The sequence below is a fragment of the Burkholderia territorii genome (assembly GCF_902833055.1).
Taxonomy (GTDB): Bacteria; Pseudomonadota; Gammaproteobacteria; order Burkholderiales; family Burkholderiaceae; genus Burkholderia; species Burkholderia territorii.
On record NZ_CADFEJ010000008.1, the window covers coordinates 64,111 to 80,210 of the forward strand.

16 protein-coding genes are annotated in these 16,100 nt (G+C 66.4%); 13 read left to right on the forward strand and 3 right to left on the reverse strand.

Going from position 1 to position 16,100, the window contains the following annotated elements:
- Window positions 1–16 precede the first annotated feature (16 nt).
- The 4 genes from andAd to HW466_RS16560 all read left to right on the forward strand — a co-directional run bounded on the left by andAd (window position 17) and on the right by HW466_RS16560 (window position 3,506).
- Window positions 17–502 carry an anthranilate 1,2-dioxygenase small subunit AndAd gene (andAd, locus tag HW466_RS16545; protein ID WP_059466587.1) on the forward strand — a complete coding sequence of 162 codons (486 nt, stop codon included), beginning with the start codon at window positions 17–19 and terminating at the stop codon, window positions 500–502.
- Window positions 503–518: 16 nt separating this feature from the next.
- Entirely contained in the window at window positions 519–845 is a 327-nt protein-coding gene (gene andAb / locus HW466_RS16550) for an anthranilate 1,2-dioxygenase ferredoxin subunit AndAb (protein WP_039344765.1), read from the forward strand.
- Window positions 835–2,055, forward strand: a complete 1,221-nt coding sequence (andAa, locus tag HW466_RS16555; protein ID WP_060329252.1) for an anthranilate 1,2-dioxygenase system ferredoxin--NAD(+) reductase — start codon at window positions 835–837, stop codon at window positions 2,053–2,055. Before andAb ends, andAa begins: the two co-directional genes overlap by 11 nt.
- 164 nt (window positions 2,056–2,219) lie before the next feature.
- Window positions 2,220–3,506 (forward strand): DUF445 domain-containing protein, encoded by a 1,287-nt coding sequence (locus tag HW466_RS16560; RefSeq protein WP_060348047.1) that lies wholly within the window; start codon window positions 2,220–2,222, stop codon window positions 3,504–3,506.
- Between the two features lie 95 nt (window positions 3,507–3,601).
- On the opposite strand, the gene HW466_RS16565 is transcribed toward HW466_RS16560, so the two are convergent.
- Entirely contained in the window at window positions 3,602–4,507 is a 906-nt protein-coding gene (locus HW466_RS16565; RefSeq protein WP_059448774.1) for a LysR family transcriptional regulator, read from the reverse strand.
- Window positions 4,508–4,603: 96 nt separating this feature from the next.
- Between HW466_RS16565 and HW466_RS16570 the strand changes: the two genes are divergently transcribed.
- The 5 genes from HW466_RS16570 to aroE are packed head-to-tail and all read left to right on the forward strand — an operon-like array spanning window position 4,604 to window position 8,456.
- Window positions 4,604–5,554, forward strand: a complete 951-nt coding sequence (locus HW466_RS16570) for a ketopantoate reductase family protein (RefSeq protein WP_151004638.1) — start codon at window positions 4,604–4,606, stop codon at window positions 5,552–5,554.
- A complete protein-coding gene (locus tag HW466_RS16575; RefSeq protein ID WP_059503681.1) occupies window positions 5,551–5,943 on the forward strand; it encodes a VOC family protein in 393 nt (130 codons plus the stop codon). The genes HW466_RS16570 and HW466_RS16575 overlap by 4 nt, the downstream gene beginning before the upstream one ends.
- Before the next feature lie 2 nt (window positions 5,944–5,945).
- Complete coding sequence (locus HW466_RS16580; RefSeq protein WP_151004636.1) at window positions 5,946–6,404, forward strand: MaoC family dehydratase; 459 nt, start codon at window positions 5,946–5,948, stop codon at window positions 6,402–6,404.
- Window positions 6,404–7,615, forward strand: coding sequence for a CaiB/BaiF CoA transferase family protein (locus HW466_RS16585; RefSeq protein ID WP_059448771.1), 1,212 nt, complete (start codon window positions 6,404–6,406; stop codon window positions 7,613–7,615). The genes HW466_RS16580 and HW466_RS16585 overlap by 1 nt, the downstream gene beginning before the upstream one ends.
- 7 nt (window positions 7,616–7,622) lie before the next feature.
- A complete protein-coding gene (gene aroE, locus HW466_RS16590; protein ID WP_151004640.1) occupies window positions 7,623–8,456 on the forward strand; it encodes a shikimate dehydrogenase in 834 nt (277 codons plus the stop codon).
- 17 nt (window positions 8,457–8,473) lie between these two features.
- Here aroE and HW466_RS16595 read toward each other — a convergent pair whose 3' ends face one another.
- Complete coding sequence (locus tag HW466_RS16595) at window positions 8,474–8,773, reverse strand: addiction module antidote protein (RefSeq protein ID WP_006750245.1); 300 nt, start codon at window positions 8,771–8,773, stop codon at window positions 8,474–8,476.
- Between the two features lie 2 nt (window positions 8,774–8,775).
- Window positions 8,776–9,093, reverse strand: coding sequence for a type II toxin-antitoxin system RelE/ParE family toxin (locus HW466_RS16600; protein ID WP_338145015.1), 318 nt, complete (start codon window positions 9,091–9,093; stop codon window positions 8,776–8,778).
- Window positions 9,094–9,478: 385 nt separating this feature from the next.
- On the opposite strand from HW466_RS16600, the gene HW466_RS16605 reads away from it, so the two are divergent.
- From HW466_RS16605 to HW466_RS16620, 4 genes are all read left to right on the forward strand, one after another.
- A complete protein-coding gene (locus HW466_RS16605; RefSeq protein ID WP_059798778.1) occupies window positions 9,479–11,119 on the forward strand; it encodes an acetolactate synthase large subunit in 1,641 nt (546 codons plus the stop codon).
- A gap of 28 nt (window positions 11,120–11,147) precedes the next feature.
- Window positions 11,148–12,581, forward strand: a complete 1,434-nt coding sequence (locus HW466_RS16610) for an aldehyde dehydrogenase family protein (RefSeq protein WP_059770429.1) — start codon at window positions 11,148–11,150, stop codon at window positions 12,579–12,581.
- Window positions 12,582–12,824: 243 nt separating this feature from the next.
- Window positions 12,825–14,408: a Na+/H+ antiporter gene (locus HW466_RS16615; protein ID WP_059448766.1), complete on the forward strand. Its 1,584-nt coding sequence runs from the start codon at window positions 12,825–12,827 to the stop codon at window positions 14,406–14,408.
- 489 nt (window positions 14,409–14,897) lie between these two features.
- Window positions 14,898–16,031: a hybrid sensor histidine kinase/response regulator gene (locus HW466_RS16620; protein WP_059448765.1), complete on the forward strand. Its 1,134-nt coding sequence runs from the start codon at window positions 14,898–14,900 to the stop codon at window positions 16,029–16,031.
- Window positions 16,032–16,100: the final 69 nt, after the last annotated feature.

Genomic DNA, 16,100 nt, shown 5'->3' on the forward strand with positions numbered 1-16,100 from the left:
GCGGGAGCACGGAACGATGGAAAACCTGACGGAAGACATGAAGACGTGGTTCGAGATTTACATGCTCCAGAACCGCTACATCGGCCATCTCGACAACGACCGGCTCGAACACTGGCCGGAAATGTTCACCGAGGACTGCACGTACGAGATCGTGCCGAAGGAGAACGCCGATCTCGGGCTGCCGGTCGGGATCGTCCACTGCACGAACCAGCGCATGCTGCGCGACCGCGTGGTGTCGCTGCGGCACGCGAACATCTATGAAGAGCACACGTACCGGCACATGACGTCGGGCCTCACGATCGTCGCGGAGCGCGACGGCGAGATCGACACCGAGAGCAACTACGTGGTCGTGCAGACGCGCAGCAACGGCGAATCGAACGTATATCAGGCCGGCAAGTACTACGACACGGTCGTGCGCACGCCCGACGGGCTGCGCTACAAGACCAAGCGCGTGATCTACGACACGTCGCGCGTGCAGACGCTGCTCGCCACTCCGATCTGACAGCCGAGGAAACGACATGACCGAAGCAACGCTCGCCGAATGGCATCCGCTGGGCGCATTCGACGAATTCTCCGAAGACGAACCGGCGGCGCGCGTCGCCGGCCAGAAGCCGATCGCGGTATTCCGGATCGGCGACGAACTGTTCGCGATGCACGACCTCTGTTCGCATGGTCACGCGCGGCTGTCCGAAGGCTACGTGGAAGACGGCTGCGTCGAATGCCCGCTGCACCAGGGGCTGATCGACATTCGCACCGGGGCGCCGAAATGCGCGCCGATCACCGAGCCGGTACGGACTTATCCGATCCGGATCGTCGACGGGCAGGTGGAAGTCAATGTCGGCTGACCCGTTCGTGATCGTCGGCGCCGGCCATGCGGCGCGGCGCACGGCCGAGGCGCTGCGCGCGCGCGACGCCGATGCACGCATCGTGATGATCGGCGCCGAACGCGAGCTGCCGTACGACCGGCCCGCGCTGTCGAAGGACGCGCTGCTGGGCGACGGCGGCGAGCAGCGTGCGTTCATTCGCGACGCGGCCTGGTACGACGCGCAGCGCATCGAGCTGCGGCTCGGCACGCGCGTCGATGCGATCGAACGCGACGCGCAGCGCGTTCGGCTCGACGACGGCGCGACGTTGCCGTACGCCGGGCTCGTGCTCGCGACGGGTTCGCGTGTGCGAACGTTCGGCGGGCCGGTCGACGAAGGCGTCGTCCCGCATTACGTGCGCACCGTTGCCGACGCGCGCGCGTTGCGCGCGCAGCTCGCGCCCGGGCGTCGCGTGGCGGTGCTCGGCGGCGGCTTCATCGGCCTCGAAGTGGCGGCCGCGGCACGCCAGCTCGGTTGCGACGTGACGGTGATCGACCCGGCTGCGCGCTTGCTGCAGCGTGCATTGCCGGAAGTCGTCGGCGCGTATGCGCGGCAACTGCACGATGGGCGCGGCGTGATCTTCCGGATGGCAACACTGCCGCGCGCGATTCGCCGCGCGCCGGGCGGCGGCGCGATCGTCGAGACCGATCGCGGCGACGTGCCGGCCGATGTCGTCGTGGTCGGCATCGGTGTCGTGCCCAATGTCGAACTCGCGCAGGCAGCCGGCCTGGAGGTCGACAACGGCATTCGCGTCGATGCCGGATGCCGGACGGCTGATCGCGCGATCTTCGCGGCGGGCGAGGTGACGATGCACTTCAATCCGCTGCTCGGGCGCCACGTGCGGATCGAGTCGTGGCAGGTCGCGGAGAATCAGCCGGCGGTCGCGGCGGCGAACCTGCTGGGTGCGGACGAAACCTATGCCGAGCTGCCGTGGCTGTGGTCCGATCAGTACGACTGCAACCTGCAGATGCTCGGGCTGTTCGGCGGCGAGCGCACGATCGTCGTCCGTGGCGATCCCGCGAGCGGGCCGTTCACGGTGTTCGGGCTCGACGACGACGGGAAGATCGCGGCGGTGGCCGCGGCGAATCTTGGCCGCGACATCGGTGCATCGCGGCGCTTGATCGCGGCAGGCGCCGTGCCCGATCCGGCGAAGCTCGCCGATCCGGCGGTGAATCTGAAGACGTTTCTCTGACGCAGTGCGCGAACGCGGCCGCCGCGGCCGTGTTCGCGTCGGGTAGCGGAAACGCGGAATGAACCCTGTTCCGCACGGCCTCTCCGGCTCGCGCGACGCGTATGGGTTTGTCGCGGGCCGACGATCGGTGCATATTAACGACATTGCCGTTTCACCGGTCGCCCATGACGCCAGACAAAGCCCTCGAACTGAAACGCAGCAAGCGCCGCGCGCTATGGCTGCTGCTGGCCGCGGTCGCGGTATTCGTCACGACGATCCTGCTGCCGCGCGGCCCGTGGGTCGATGGTTTCAAGGCGGTCGCCGAAGCCGCGATGGTCGGCGCGCTCGCCGACTGGTTCGCGGTCGTCGCGCTGTTCCGCCGCGTGCCGATCCCGTTCGTGTCGCGCCACACCGAAATCATCCCGAAGAACAAGGACAAGATCGCCGACAACCTCGCGGTGTTCGTGCGCGAGAAATTCCTCGGGCCCGATGCACTCGTCGCGCAGATTCGCCAGCACGATCCCGCGCGCAAACTCGGCGCATGGCTCGGCGAGCCGGCGAATACCGACGCGCTCGGCGGCTATGTGACGAAGCTGATGAGCTTCGCGCTCGACATGACCGACGACGCGCGGATCCAGTCGTTCGTCCACGACGCGTTCCGTGCGGTGATCGACCGGGTCGACCTGTCGCAATCGATGGGCGCGATCCTCGACACGCTGACGAAGGACGGTCGCCATCAGGCGTTGCTCGACGACGCGATCGAGCAGGTGGTCGACGTGCTCGACAAGGAAGAGAACCGTGAGGTGATCGCGGGCTTCATCGTCGAATGGCTGAAGACGCAATACCCGAAGGTCGAGAAGATCATGCCGACGCAGTGGTTCGGCGAGAACGGCGCGCGCATGCTGGCGAACGCGGTGAGCCGCGTGCTCGAAGGCGTGGCGGCCGATCCGGAGCACGAGTTGCGGCAACGCTTCGACCGCACGGTCGTGCGGCTCACCGAGCGGCTGAAGCATGACCCCGCGTTCATCGCGAAGGGCGACGAGATCAAGCGCTACATCCGCGACGGCGACGCGTTCAACGACTACGTGCGCGATCTGTGGGACCAGTTGCGCGCATGGCTGAAGGCCGATCTCGCGCGGTCCGATTCGACGCTGCACCGGCAGGCCGCGACGCTCGGCGGCTGGCTCGGCGCGCGGCTCGCGCAGAGCCCGGCGTTGCGCGCGTCGCTGAACGAGCACATCGAGAAGGCCGTGCACGAAATGGCACCGGATTTCGCGGACTTCCTGATGCGTCATATTCGCGATACGGTGCGCAACTGGGATGCGCGCGAGATGTCGCGGCAGATCGAGTTGAACATCGGGAAGGACCTGCAATACATCCGCATCAACGGCACGCTGGTCGGCGGGCTGATCGGGCTCGGGCTGTATCTGGTGTCGCTGGCGCCGCGCTGGGCGGCGGGGTGGTTGCATTGATGAGGCTTCGATCGGTCGCCCGATCGTCAAGAGAAGCAGTTCTTTCGACGTGAGCCGTTCATGCTCGGTTCGGTCCGGGCGCCAGCGGGTGCCCGTCAGCGTGAAGCCCCGAACAACTGAATCACGAGGCCGCGCAGCCAGCGATTGCCCGCCTCGTGGTGATATCGCGCATGCCAATGCTGCCGTACGGCAAATCCTTCGACCGGGATCGGACATGCATGTACCGCGAGGTCACTGGCGTGCGCCAGCGTCTCGCCGATATGACGGGGCAGCGTCGTGATCAGGTCGGTGCTCTGGATGATCGCGCCCAAACCGAGAAAGCCCGGCAACTCCAGCACCACGTCACGCTCGATGCGCGCCTGCCGCAGCGCCTGCTCGAGAAGCTGGGCGCCCGTTCCGGCCGTGATGGCGACATGGCCCTCCGAACGATACTGCTTTCCCCCAAGACGGCCGCGGATCCGCGGATGATGCCGGTTGGCCAGGCATACCCAGTCCTGGTCGTACAGCTTCTGCTGATAAATGCCGCCGCCGAGCCACGGTACATAGCCGATGGCGAGATCGGCCTCGCCCGATTCGAGCGCGCGCTCGGTGTTGCCGTCGATCCGTGCGGCTTCCAGCCTTACGCCGGGCGCCTGCGCGCGGACATGGGCGAGTAGCCGTGGAAGCAGCGTGATATGGCTCGCGTCGGTCATGCAGATGCGAAACCGCCGCTGGGCCGTGGCCGGATCGAACGCGATCTCCCAGGCGGTGAAGCGCCGCAGCGATTCGAGGATTTCCCGGCACGGCCCGATCAGCGCATCGGCCTGCGGCGTCGGCGCCATGCCGCCGGGCGTTCGAACGAACAACGGATCGTGCAGGTATTCCCGCAAATGACCGAGCCAGATGCTGACCGTCGGCTGGCTTTGCCCGAGCTGTTCGGCCACGCGCGTGACGCTGCGGATCTCGTAGAGCAGATCGAAGAGCTGAAGCAGCTTCAAATCGGGCAAGTCGGGCGGCGTCATCGCGTTATTGTCCAGTGCAATGACGCCATTGTACTCATTGAATTGCCAGTATGAGCGGCAAATCCTATCGTGCAGCCATACATCAAGGAGAAGCGAGTGAAGATTGCGATTCTGGGTGCCGGCGCGCTGGGCTGCGCGATTGGCGCCACGCTCACCGAAGGCGGCCACGAGACCTGGCTGATCGACCGCTCTGCGGCACATGTCGATGCGATGCGCCGCGATGGCCTTCGGGTCGACGATGCTGACGGGTCGCGGCATGTCCGCGTCCATGCGACGACGCAAGCCGCCGAAGTCGGCGCCGCCGATCTGGTGATCGTGCTGGTGAAATCGTTCCACACCGAAGCGGCGATGCGCGGTGCGCCGGAACTGGTCGGCCCCGATACGCTGGTGCTGTCGCTACAAAACGGCCTGGGCCACGAGGACATCCTTGCCGATGTGGTCGGCCGCGAACGCGTGCTCGCGGGCAAGACCTACGTCGGCGGCGTGCTTCGCGGCGCCGGGCACATCGAGTCCGGCGTGCGCGGCAAGCTGACCTATATCGGCGAACTCGACGGACGCATCACGCAGCGCGTGCAGGCGGTCGCGGACGCATTCAACACGGCCGGCCTCGGCACGACCGTCAGCGACAACATCATCGGCACGATGTGGGACAAGCTGCTGGTCAATGTCGCGACGGGCGCACTCACCGGCGTCACCGGGCTGACCTACGGACAGCTTTACGACGAGCCCGTGCTGAAGTCCACATCGCTTGCGGCCGTGGCCGAGGCAATTGCGGCCGCGCAGGCGGCCGGCGTCAGGCTGTCGATGACGGACCCCGAGCAGGCGTGGACGCTCGCCGCCGAGGGGCTGCCTGCGGCGTTCAAGACGTCGATGCTGCAAAGTCTGGAGAAGGGCTCGATCACGGAGATCGACTACATCAACGGTTCGGTCGTGCGCTGGGGCCAGCGGTACGGCGTGCCGACGCCGGTGAACGCGACGCTCGTCGCCTGTATCAAGGGAATCGAACGCGCGATGGCCGACCGCAAGCACGGCGAGGCCGCCCGATGAACGCGCCGAAAGCCTATCTGGAGCATGTCGCGATCTGGGTGAAGGACATCCGGTGGCACATCCGTTTTTTCGAAGACGTGTTCGGCATGACCATGCGTGAAGTGGACGGCGAGCTCGACGCGCCGCGGCAGTACTGGACGCTCGGCGGCCTGCAGTTCATCCACGCCCCGGACCATGACGGACCCGAAGGCCGGCTCGCCCACCTTGGCGTGATGTGCGAAGACATGGAGGCCGCACTGGCCTCGGCACGGCGCTTCGGCGTGACCGAAATGCCGCAGGGGCGCAACTGGCTGCGCCTGCCGGACGGTCTTGCCGTCGAATTCATCCAGGCGAGGCCGGCCTCCTGCGTCGCGCAGGCGCTGGCGATCGACCCACGCGCGGAGGCATGAAGATGACGATCATCGAAAGATACTGGGACGATGCCCGCGAAGGCGACGAGTGCGTCAGCCCGCAATACAAAGTGACCAAGGCGCGCATCCTCGCGTACGCCGACCTCACCGGCGACCATACGCCCGTGCATGTTGACGAGGACTACGCAAACGCGAGCCACTTCGGCTGCATCGTCGCGCACGGCCTGTTCGGGCTGTCGATCGCGGACGGCCTCAAGACGCAGAGCGACTACCGCTTCCTGCCCGGCATGTCGCTGGGCTGGAGCTGGGATTTCCTGCTGCCGATCAAGGTCGACGACGTGCTGCACGTGAAGTTTCGGGTCGGCTCCATGCGAACCAGCAAGAGTCGCCCGGGCTGGGGCATCGTCGTGCTGCCGTCCGAGCTGATCAATCAGGATGGCCAGGTGGTTCAACGCGGCGAGCATCGCCTGATGGTGCCGCGCCGGCCGGGAGCGTTCTGATGCAGGCCCGTCCTCTCGAAGGTATTCGCGTCGTCGACTACAGCCATTTCCTCGCCGGTCCGTACGTGGGGCGATGCCTGGCGGCGCTCGGCGCCGAAGTCATCAAGGTCGAGCGCCCGGGCAGCGGCGACGCCGGGCGCCAGCACGCCACCGTGCTCGACGACCAGCAAAGCGGCTATTTCCTGCAGCTCAACATGGGCAAGCGCGGCGTGAGCGTCAACATGAAAGACCCGCGCGGCAAGGCATTCATGCAGCGCCTGTGCGACTCGGCGGACGTATTCGTCGAGAACTACCGGCCCGGCGCGCTGGACAAGCTGGGGCTCGGCTACGCGGCGCTGTCGGCACGCAATCCGGGCCTGGTGTATTGCTCGATTTCGGCCTATGGCCACACGGGGCCGGACGCGCACCGTGCCGGCTTCGGACTGATTGCCGAAGCCAAAAGCGGGATCATGCAGATGGTCGGCACGCCAGGCGAGCGCCCGCCGTTGCTGCGCATTTCGCTGGGCGACATGTACACCGGCATTCACGCGGTAGCCGCGATCAACGCCGCGTTGCTCGGACGTGTGAAGAGCGGACGCGGTCAGCACATCGACATGGCGCTGTACGACACGCTGGTGTCGATGCACGAGTACGCGGTGCAGTGCTACACACTGCAAGGTGCGCTGCCCGAGCAGACGGGCCACGACATGCCGACTTCGACGCTGTATGGCGTGTTCCGCGCCGCGGACGGCGATCTCGTGATCGCGGCACAAGTCGACGATGCGTGGAAACGCTTCGCAAACCTGATCGAAGCGCATGGCGGCCCGGCGGGTTTCGGCGCCGACGCGCGATTCCACGACAGCGTCGGCCGCAACGCGCATCGCTCGGAGATCCTGTCGGTCGTCGAGCCCTGGGTGGCCGCGCGCTCCGTCGCGTCGATCCTGGCATTGCTGGACGACATCGACGTCCCGTGCGCCAAGGTGCAACGCATCGACGAGGTGCTGGCCGACCCGCAGATTCACGCACGCGGCATGGTGGTCGAGCAGCAGCACCCGCGCTACGGCACGCTGCGCCTGCCCAACCTGCCGTTCCGTTTCTCCGATTGCGACACGACGATTCGCGACGTCGCGCCCGACCTCGGGCAGCACAACGCCGAGGTGGCGCGCTCGCTGGGCTACGACCCGGCCGAGATCGACGCGATGCAGACCGATGGCGTTCTTTACTCCAGGTGAGCCCACGATGACTGACCATTACGCGGTGATCGGCAACCCGATCGGACACACGAAATCACCGCTGATCCACGGCCTCTTTGCCGAAGAGACGCGGCAGGACTTGCGCTATACGGCAATCGAGGGGCCGGTCGAGCCGCAGGAGGCCTTTGCCGACGTGGTGCGGGCGTTCGCCGCCGCGGGCGGCAAGGGCATGAACGTGACCGCGCCGTTCAAGCTCAAGGCTTTTGCGATGGCCGACGAATGCAGCGAGCGCGCAACGCTCGCCGGCGCCGCCAATGCACTGAAATTCGAGGACGGGCGCATTCTGGCCGACAATTTCGACGGCATCGGGCTCGTTCGCGACATCGAGGTCAATCTTCGCCTGTCGCTGGCCGGCAAGCGCGTGCTGATGCTCGGTGCCGGCGGCGCGGCGCGCGGCGCATTGCTGCCGTTCCTGGAGGCGGGCCCGGCTGAAATGGTCATCGCGAACCGCGACGTCGCCAAAGGACGGGCGCTGGCGGCCCAGGTCGCAGGGCGCGGTGCACTCGTCGCCTGCGGCTACGCCGATCTCGAGCGCATGGGACGTTTCGATCTGGTGGTCAATGCCACGTCGGCGAGCCTGACGGGCGACCTGCCGCCCGTGCCGCCCGGCGTTTTCAGCCCGGAGGGCACGGCCTACGAGCTCGCGTACGGCAAGCGATTGACGCCGTTCCTGCGGCTGGCGAGCAATGCGGGCGTACTCGGCGTGGCGGACGGCGTGGGCATGCTGGTCGAGCAGGCAGCCGAAGCGTTCGCGTGGTGGCGCGGCGTACGTCCGCCGACCAGCGCCGTGATCGATCAGCTGACCGTTCCTCTCGACTGAACGCGCGCGCCGCTGAATCACGCGTGCGCCTTCGCGCCGTGCAGTTGGAGGCCGAGCGCCTTGATCACCTTCAGGATCGTGCCGAAACTCGGATTGCCGTCGTGCGACAGCGCCTTGTACAGCCCTTCGCGCGACAGGCCCGCGTCGCGCGCGACCTGCGACATGCCGCGCGCACGGGCGATCACGCCGAGCGCATGCGCGATGAAGGCCGGATCGTCGCCGGCTTCCTGCAGACAGGCCTCGAAGTAGTCGGCCATGTCGTCGTCGGTCTTCAGGTGTTCGGCCGAATCCCACGGCCGGGTCTTGATCTTGTCCATGATCACTCCAGGTCGAGCCGCTCGAGCATCGCGTGCGCGGCGCGGATGTCCGCCTGTTGCGTCGACTTGTCGCCGCCGCAGAGCAGGATCACCCATATCGTTCCGCGTCTGACGTAATAGACGCGATAGCCGGGGCCGTGGTCGACACGCATTTCGACGACGGGTGAGCCGGCGGATTTCCAGTCGCCCGGGTTGCCCATCGACAGACGATCGATGCGTGCCTGGATGCGCCGCCGCGCGACGTGATCCTGCAGGCCGGCAAACCATGCATCGAAGACGTCGGTGGTCCGGATACTGAATGTAGGCGCACTGTAGGGCATGAATGGCAATGTGTCAACCATGGTTCACAGATGGATTGGGTGAATGGAATCTGGTTGCCCCCAACGATAGGGCCGCGCGCGCCGTTTGACGTCGAATTGGCCGTCAGGCCGATGCTTTCGCGCGGCCGCACCCGGCCATTCGGCCGAAGTCGGATTTCCGCGAATCCGTCTACAATCAAAAACGTCCTTGCCGCCCGTGCGTGCTTGCCGCGCGCGGGCGGATCCGTTCGCCCTCCTGCACAGGGAGGCGCCGCCGCGCGTTGCGCGGCGGGCAGTGCCGTGGTCAGTGTCCAGTAGGTCAAGCGTCCGCGTGCCGTAGGCCGGCGCGCGTTCTGAACGCCGCGCGTCCGTAAGCCGGGCAGGCGGCATCAACCGAGAGTCCCCCATGAAAGCATCGGATCTGTTCGTGAAGGCGCTGGAAGCCGAGGGCGTCGAGTACGTGTTCGGCATTCCCGGCGAGGAAAACCTCGATCTGCTCGAATCGCTGCGGCGATCCAGGATCAAGCTCGTGCTGACCCGGCACGAGCAGGCGGCCGGGTTCATGGCCGCCACCTACGGCCGCCTGACGGGCCGCACCGGCGTGTGTCTCGCGACGCTCGGGCCGGGCGCGACCAACTTCGTGACGGCTGCCGCGTATGCGCAACTCGGCGGCATGCCGATGCTGATGATCACCGGGCAGAAGCCGATCAAATCCAGCAAGCAGGGCCACTTCCAGATCGTCGACGTCGTCGGCATGATGCAGCCGCTCACGAAGTTCACGCGGCAGATCGTGTCGATCGGCAACATTCCGTCGGCGGTGCGCGAGGCGTTTCGTCGCGCGGAGGAGGAGCGCCCGGGCGCCGCGCATCTCGAGCTCCCGGAGGACATCGCGCACGAGGAGGGCGACGGCAAGCCGATTCCACGCAGCTACAGCCGGCGGCCGGTGGCCGAGGAGAAGGCCGTCGCGCACGCGGTCGACGCGATCCAGGCCGCGCGCCACCCGTTGCTGATGATCGGCGCGGGCGGCAATCGCAAGACGACCTGCAAGATGCTGCTCGAATTCGTCGACAAGACGGGCATCCCGTTCTTCACGACGCAGATGGGCAAGGGCGTGATCGACGAAACGCATCCGCTGTGGCTCGGCAACGCGACGCTGTCCGACGGCGACTTCGTGCACCGCGCGATCGAGCATGCGGACTGCATCATCAACGTCGGCCACGACGTGATCGAGAAGCCGCCGTTCTTCATGCGCACGGACGACAAGACCGTGATCCACGTGAACTTCCTCGGCGCGCAGGTCGATCCCGTCTACTTTCCGCAGATCGAGGTGGTCGGCGACATCGCGAACGCGGTGTGGCAGATGAAGGAAGCGATCGCGCCGCAGCCGCACTGGGATTTCGCGCGCTTCGCGATGATCAAGGAGCATTTCGACGCGCACCTGCAGAAAGGGCAGCACGACCCGCGCTTCCCGATGTACCCGGTGCGGATCGTGAACGATCTGTACAACGCGCTGCCGACCGACGGGATCGTCTGCCTCGACAACGGGATGTACAAGATCTGGTTCGCGCGCTACTGGCGCGCGCACGAGCCGAATTCGCTGCTGCTGGACAACGCGCTCGCGTCGATGGGCGCGGGCTTGCCGTCTGCGATCGCGACGAAGATCGTGCATCCGCAGCGCAAGGTGATCGCCGTATGCGGCGACGGCGGCTTCATGATGAATTCGCAGGAACTAGAAACCGCCGTGCGGCTCAAGCTCGACATCGTCGTGATGATCCTGCGCGACGACGCGTTCGGGATGATCCGCTGGAAGCAGGAGAACATGAACTTCCCCGATTTCGCGATGACGCTGAAGAATCCCGATTTCGTGTCATATGCGCAGAGCTACGGTGCGCACGGGCATCGCGTCGAAGCAGCCGACGAGCTCGAACCGCTGCTGCGCGACTGCTTCGCGACGCCCGGCGTGCACGTGATCGACGTGCCGATCGACTATTCGGACAACGAGCGCGTGCTCAACCGCGAAATCAAGCGCCTGTCGGCGCAACTCTGAATCCGCAGTTCACCGGAAGGAGCATTCCATGTTGAAGGATACCTATCCGTACTATCTGGCCAACGAGGCCGTCTACGCGAACACCGATCTCGAAGTGACCGACAAGTTCAGCGGCAAGGTCGCCACGCGCGTCGCGCTGGCCGACGCGAAGGCGATCGATGCGGCCATCGGCGCGGCGGTCGGCGCCGCGAAGCCGATGCGCGAGTTGCCGGCCTACAAGCGTCAGGCGGTGCTCGACCATTGCGTCGCGCGCTTTCGCGAGCGTTTCGACGAGCTGGCCGAGGCGCTCTGCATCGAGGCCGGCAAGCCGATCAACGATTCGAAGGGCGAAGTGACGCGGCTGATCGATACGTTTCGCGTCGCATCCGAGGAGTCGGTGCGCATCGACGGCGAGGTAATCAACCTCGAGATCTCGGCACGCGCGCAAGGCTACACCGGCTATACGCGGCGCGTGCCGATCGGCCCGTGCTCGTTCATCTCGCCATTCAATTTCCCGCTGAACCTGGCCGCGCACAAGGTCGCGCCCGCGCTGGCCGCAGGCTGCCCGTTCGTGCTGAAACCCGCGAGCCGCACGCCGATCGGCGCGCTGATCATCGGCGAGGTGCTCGCCGAAACGGACCTCCCCAAGGGCGCGTTCTCGGTGCTGCCCGCGCATCGCGACGGCGCGGACCTGTTCACGACCGACGAGCGCTTCAAGCTGCTGTCGTTCACGGGCTCGCCGGCCGTGGGCTGGGCGCTGAAGGAGAAGGCCGGCAAGAAGAAGGTCGTGCTGGAGCTCGGCGGCAACGCGGCGGCGATCGTCGATGCGGACCAGCGCGAGCAGCTCGACTACGTGGTCGAACGTCTCGCGTTCGGCGCGTATTACCAGTCGGGCCAAAGCTGTATCGGCGTGCAACGGATCCTCGTGCACGCGGACCTGTACGACGCGCTGCGCGACAAGCTGATCGCGAAGACGCGTTCGCTGAAGATGGGCGATCCGAAGGATCCGTCGACGTTCGTCGGCCCGATGATCTCCGAATCCGAATCGCGTCGGCTGGCGGGCTGGATGGACGCGGCCGTTGCGGCGGGGGCGAAGATCGTCGCGGGCGGCAAGGTCGACGGCGCGATGTTCGAGGCGACGCTGCTGGAAAATGTCGGTCGCGACCAGGACCTGTACCGCAAGGAGGCATTCGGTCCGGTCGCGATCCTCGAGAAGTTCGAGCGTTTCGACGATGCGCTCGCGCGCGTCAACGACAGCGACTTCGGGCTGCAGGCCGGCGTGTTCACCGATTCGCTCGCGCATGCGCAGCGCGCGTGGGACGAACTGGAGGTGGGCGGCGTCGTGATCAACGACGTGCCGTCGTTTCGCGTCGACAACATGCCGTATGGCGGCGTGAAGGATTCGGGGCTCGGCCGCGAAGGGATCCGTTACGCGATCGAGGACATGACCGAGCCGCGCCTGATGGTCGTGCGGCGCCGCTAGCGCGAAGGGCGCGGCACACGGCACGCGGGTTGGCGAGCACGCCGGCCCGCGTGCCGTTTTCGTTTCGGCGCACTCCGGTGGGCGCGGCGCTGTCCGCGCGGTGCGCCATCGTGGCGGCATCGCGTGCAGCGCTTGCCGAACGCGCTCGACTGCACGCATCGCATCGTGATGTAATCGCGCGAATCGGCCAACCGGGGTACGACACCGGCTGGCGTGCGCATTCATTCTTCACGAGGTCGATTCATGTCCCCCGTCTCGGCATTCAAGCTGGTTCTGTTGTCATTCCTCGCGATCGTCGCGCTCGAATGCATCGCCAAGCGGTTGCGATTGCCGCCCGCGGCCGCGCTGCTGATCGGCGGCATCGGCATCGCGTTCATTCCCGGCCTGCCGCCGATCAATCTCGATCCGGAACTCGTGCTGCTCGTGTTCCTGCCGCCGCTGCTGATGGACGGCGCGTATTTCTCGGTATGGGAGGAGTTCAAGCACAACGTCGGCGGCATCCTGATGCTCGCGATCGGCGCGGTGGTGTTTACGACGTTCGCGGTCGGTTTCGCCGTGCACTGGGTCGTGCCGTCGCTGCCGTGGGCCGCGTGCTTCGCGCTCGGCGCGATCGTGTCGCCGCCCGACGCGGTGGCCGCGAAAGCGGTGCTCGAACGCGTCGCGCTGCCGCGCCGGCTGATGGTGCTGCTCGAAGGGGAAAGCCTGTTGAACGACGCGGCCGGCCTGGTGCTGTTCCGCTTCGCGGTCGCCGCCGCGCTGACGGGTGCGTTCAGTCTCGAGCACGCGGTCGTGCGCTTTGCCGAACTCGGGCTCGGCGGTGTCGTGGTCGGCTTCGTGGTCGGAAAGCTCGTCGTGTGGTTCCTGAAGCTGCTCGATGACGACTATCTGACGATCACCGTCGCGGTGATCGCCGGCTGGATCGCATACATCGCGGGCGAGATGGTCGAGGTGTCGGGCGTGATCGCGACGGTCACGGCGGGCATGATCGTCGGCTGGCATCAGCACGAGGTGTTCTCGGCCGCCGTGCGCACGCGCGGCACCGCGTTCTGGCAGGTCATCGTGTTCCTGCTCGAAGCGCTGGTGTTCGTGCTGATCGGGCTGTCGCTGCGCGGCGCGATCCACCGGCTCGGCGGTTTCGAGCAGGTGCTCGCGACGATGGTCCCGCCGGTGCTCGCGGTGCTGGTGGCGGTGGTCGTGTCGCGCTTCGTCTGGATCTATGCGGTCGAGGCGCTGAAGGTGCCCGTGCGCGGGATCATCCGGCGGGGTGCCGCCCCGGACTGGAAAGCCGCGACGATCATGAGCTGGGCCGGGATGCGCGGCGTCGTGACGCTGGCGATCGCGCTGTCGTTGCCGGAGGCGATGCCGGGCCGCGACGTGATCCTGGTGGCGTCGTTCGCGGTGATCCTCGTCACCGTGCTCATGCAGGGCACGACCATCGGGCCGCTGATCCGGCTGCTGCGCCTGCCCCAGCGCGAGGAGCGCGCCGCGCATCATCTGACCGAGCCGCAGGCGTGGGCGCATATCGAGGCTGCGCAACTCGCGGCGATCCAGCCGCTGGTGCGCGACGACAGCGGCAAGGTGATTCATCCGCGCCTGCTTGAGCAATACACGTATCGCGCGGAACTGACCGAGCGCACGAAGAACGAGCCGGCCTATCCGGCGGAGGTGCGCACCGCGCACTACGACGTCGTGCTGGCCGCGATCAAGGCCGGGCGTGCGGAATTGTTGCGCCTGCATCGTTCTGGCCGCATCCACGACGAGATGCTGCACATGCTCGAGCGCGATCTCGATCTGCAGGAAGTGTCCGCGCAGCACGCACGCGGGTAAGCGCCCGCGCGGGCGCGCCGCGAAAGCGCGGTCGCGCCAATCGCGCGGTGCCATGCGCTCGCGCGTCGCGCCGATCCGGTCGCGACACGCGATTTTCCTCCCTCCGATCTCCCGATTCCCTCGCATTGGAATCCGGCCCCAATACGTTCGAGACGACGGCCTTGCAGCGCATGCAAACCTCGCGGTGCCGGCCGCGCAAACGTTATCGTCTTTCGCGTCCGGAAATGATCTGATTTATCTGAATCCCGCTCTTTCACCATATTTGGCAAAACTAAACCGGAAGGAGATAGATGCTGTGTTCTAATTTCATTTAGAATCAGCCGGTTATCTTTATTGAGAGAAAGCGCGCGGAGGTAATACGATCGTCGTCGGGGTGAAATCGGCGTTCGGATCCCCGCGAGGCAATGCCGACAGGCCAGATCGGCAACCATAGGCGGATTTCTCTCCCGCCGGATTTAAGATGGCGTCCAAGTCGGATAAACAACTCCTATGAAAGAATCAATTGGAGATTTGGCGTTTGAAACGGTATTTATGAAAGAATCCAGCGGTGATAATGCGCCGGATTGTCTCGAATCGGGGCTATCGGTTCTGCTCGTCGACGATCAGCCGTTCGTCGGCGAGGTGATCCGCCGTGCGCTGCGCAGCGAGCACGATATCGACCTGCATGTGTGCACCGACGCGCATCGGGCGATGGCGGTCGCGCGCGAGGTGAAGCCGACGGTCATCCTGCAGGATCTCGTGATGCCTGAAATCGACGGCCTCGATCTCGTTCGCGCGTGGCGCGCGGACACCGACACCGCACGCGTGCCGATCATCGTGCTGTCGGCGAAGGAAGAGCCGATCGTCAAGCGCGAGGCGTTCATCGCCGGCGCGAACGACTACCTCGTGAAGCTCCCGGACGCGATGGAGCTGACCGCGCGCATCCGCTATCACTCGAATTCGTACCTGATGTCGCGCCAGCGCGACGAAGCGCTGGATTTCCTGTCGCACGACATGCGTTCGCCGCAGACGTCGATCCTCGCGCTGCTCGAGGTCTACCGCAGCGAGCACGGCGACATGCCGCCGATCATGGAGCGCATTGCCGGCCACGCACGGCGCGCGCTCGCGCTCGCCGACGGTTTCATCCACCTGACCCGCGCGCAGTCGGAACGCCGCGCGCACGAGGTCCTGAGTCTCAACGAAATCGTGCTCGACGCCGTCGACCAGCTGTGGGAGAAGGCGGCCGGATTCGGCAGCCGGGTCGTGGCCCACGTGCCCGATGCCGAGTGCGTGACGATGGGCGACCGCATGATGCTCACGCGCGCGGTCGCGAATTTGATCGACAACGCGCTGAAGTACGGCCCGGCCGGCACGGACGTGCACTGCACGCTGAGCGAGGACGACGGCGCGTGGCTGATCGGCGTCGAGGACGCGGGCCCCGGCATCGCGCCCGAGCAGCGCACGGCCGCGACCGAGTCGTTCGTGCGGCTCGAATCCGCGCATGGCGCGGCGCGCGGCGGCTTCGGCCTCGGTCTTGCGTTCGTTCGCGCGACGGCCGCGCGGCATCGCGGCCAGATCCTGATGCGCAATACGGCGCGCGGCTTCATGGTCGCGCTTCGGCTGCCGGCGCAAGCGGAGCGATGATTTCGCGGCGCGGCCGGCCGGCGCCGCGCTGCCCGCAGACCCAGATGCGCTCGTGGCGCGCCGTTCGGC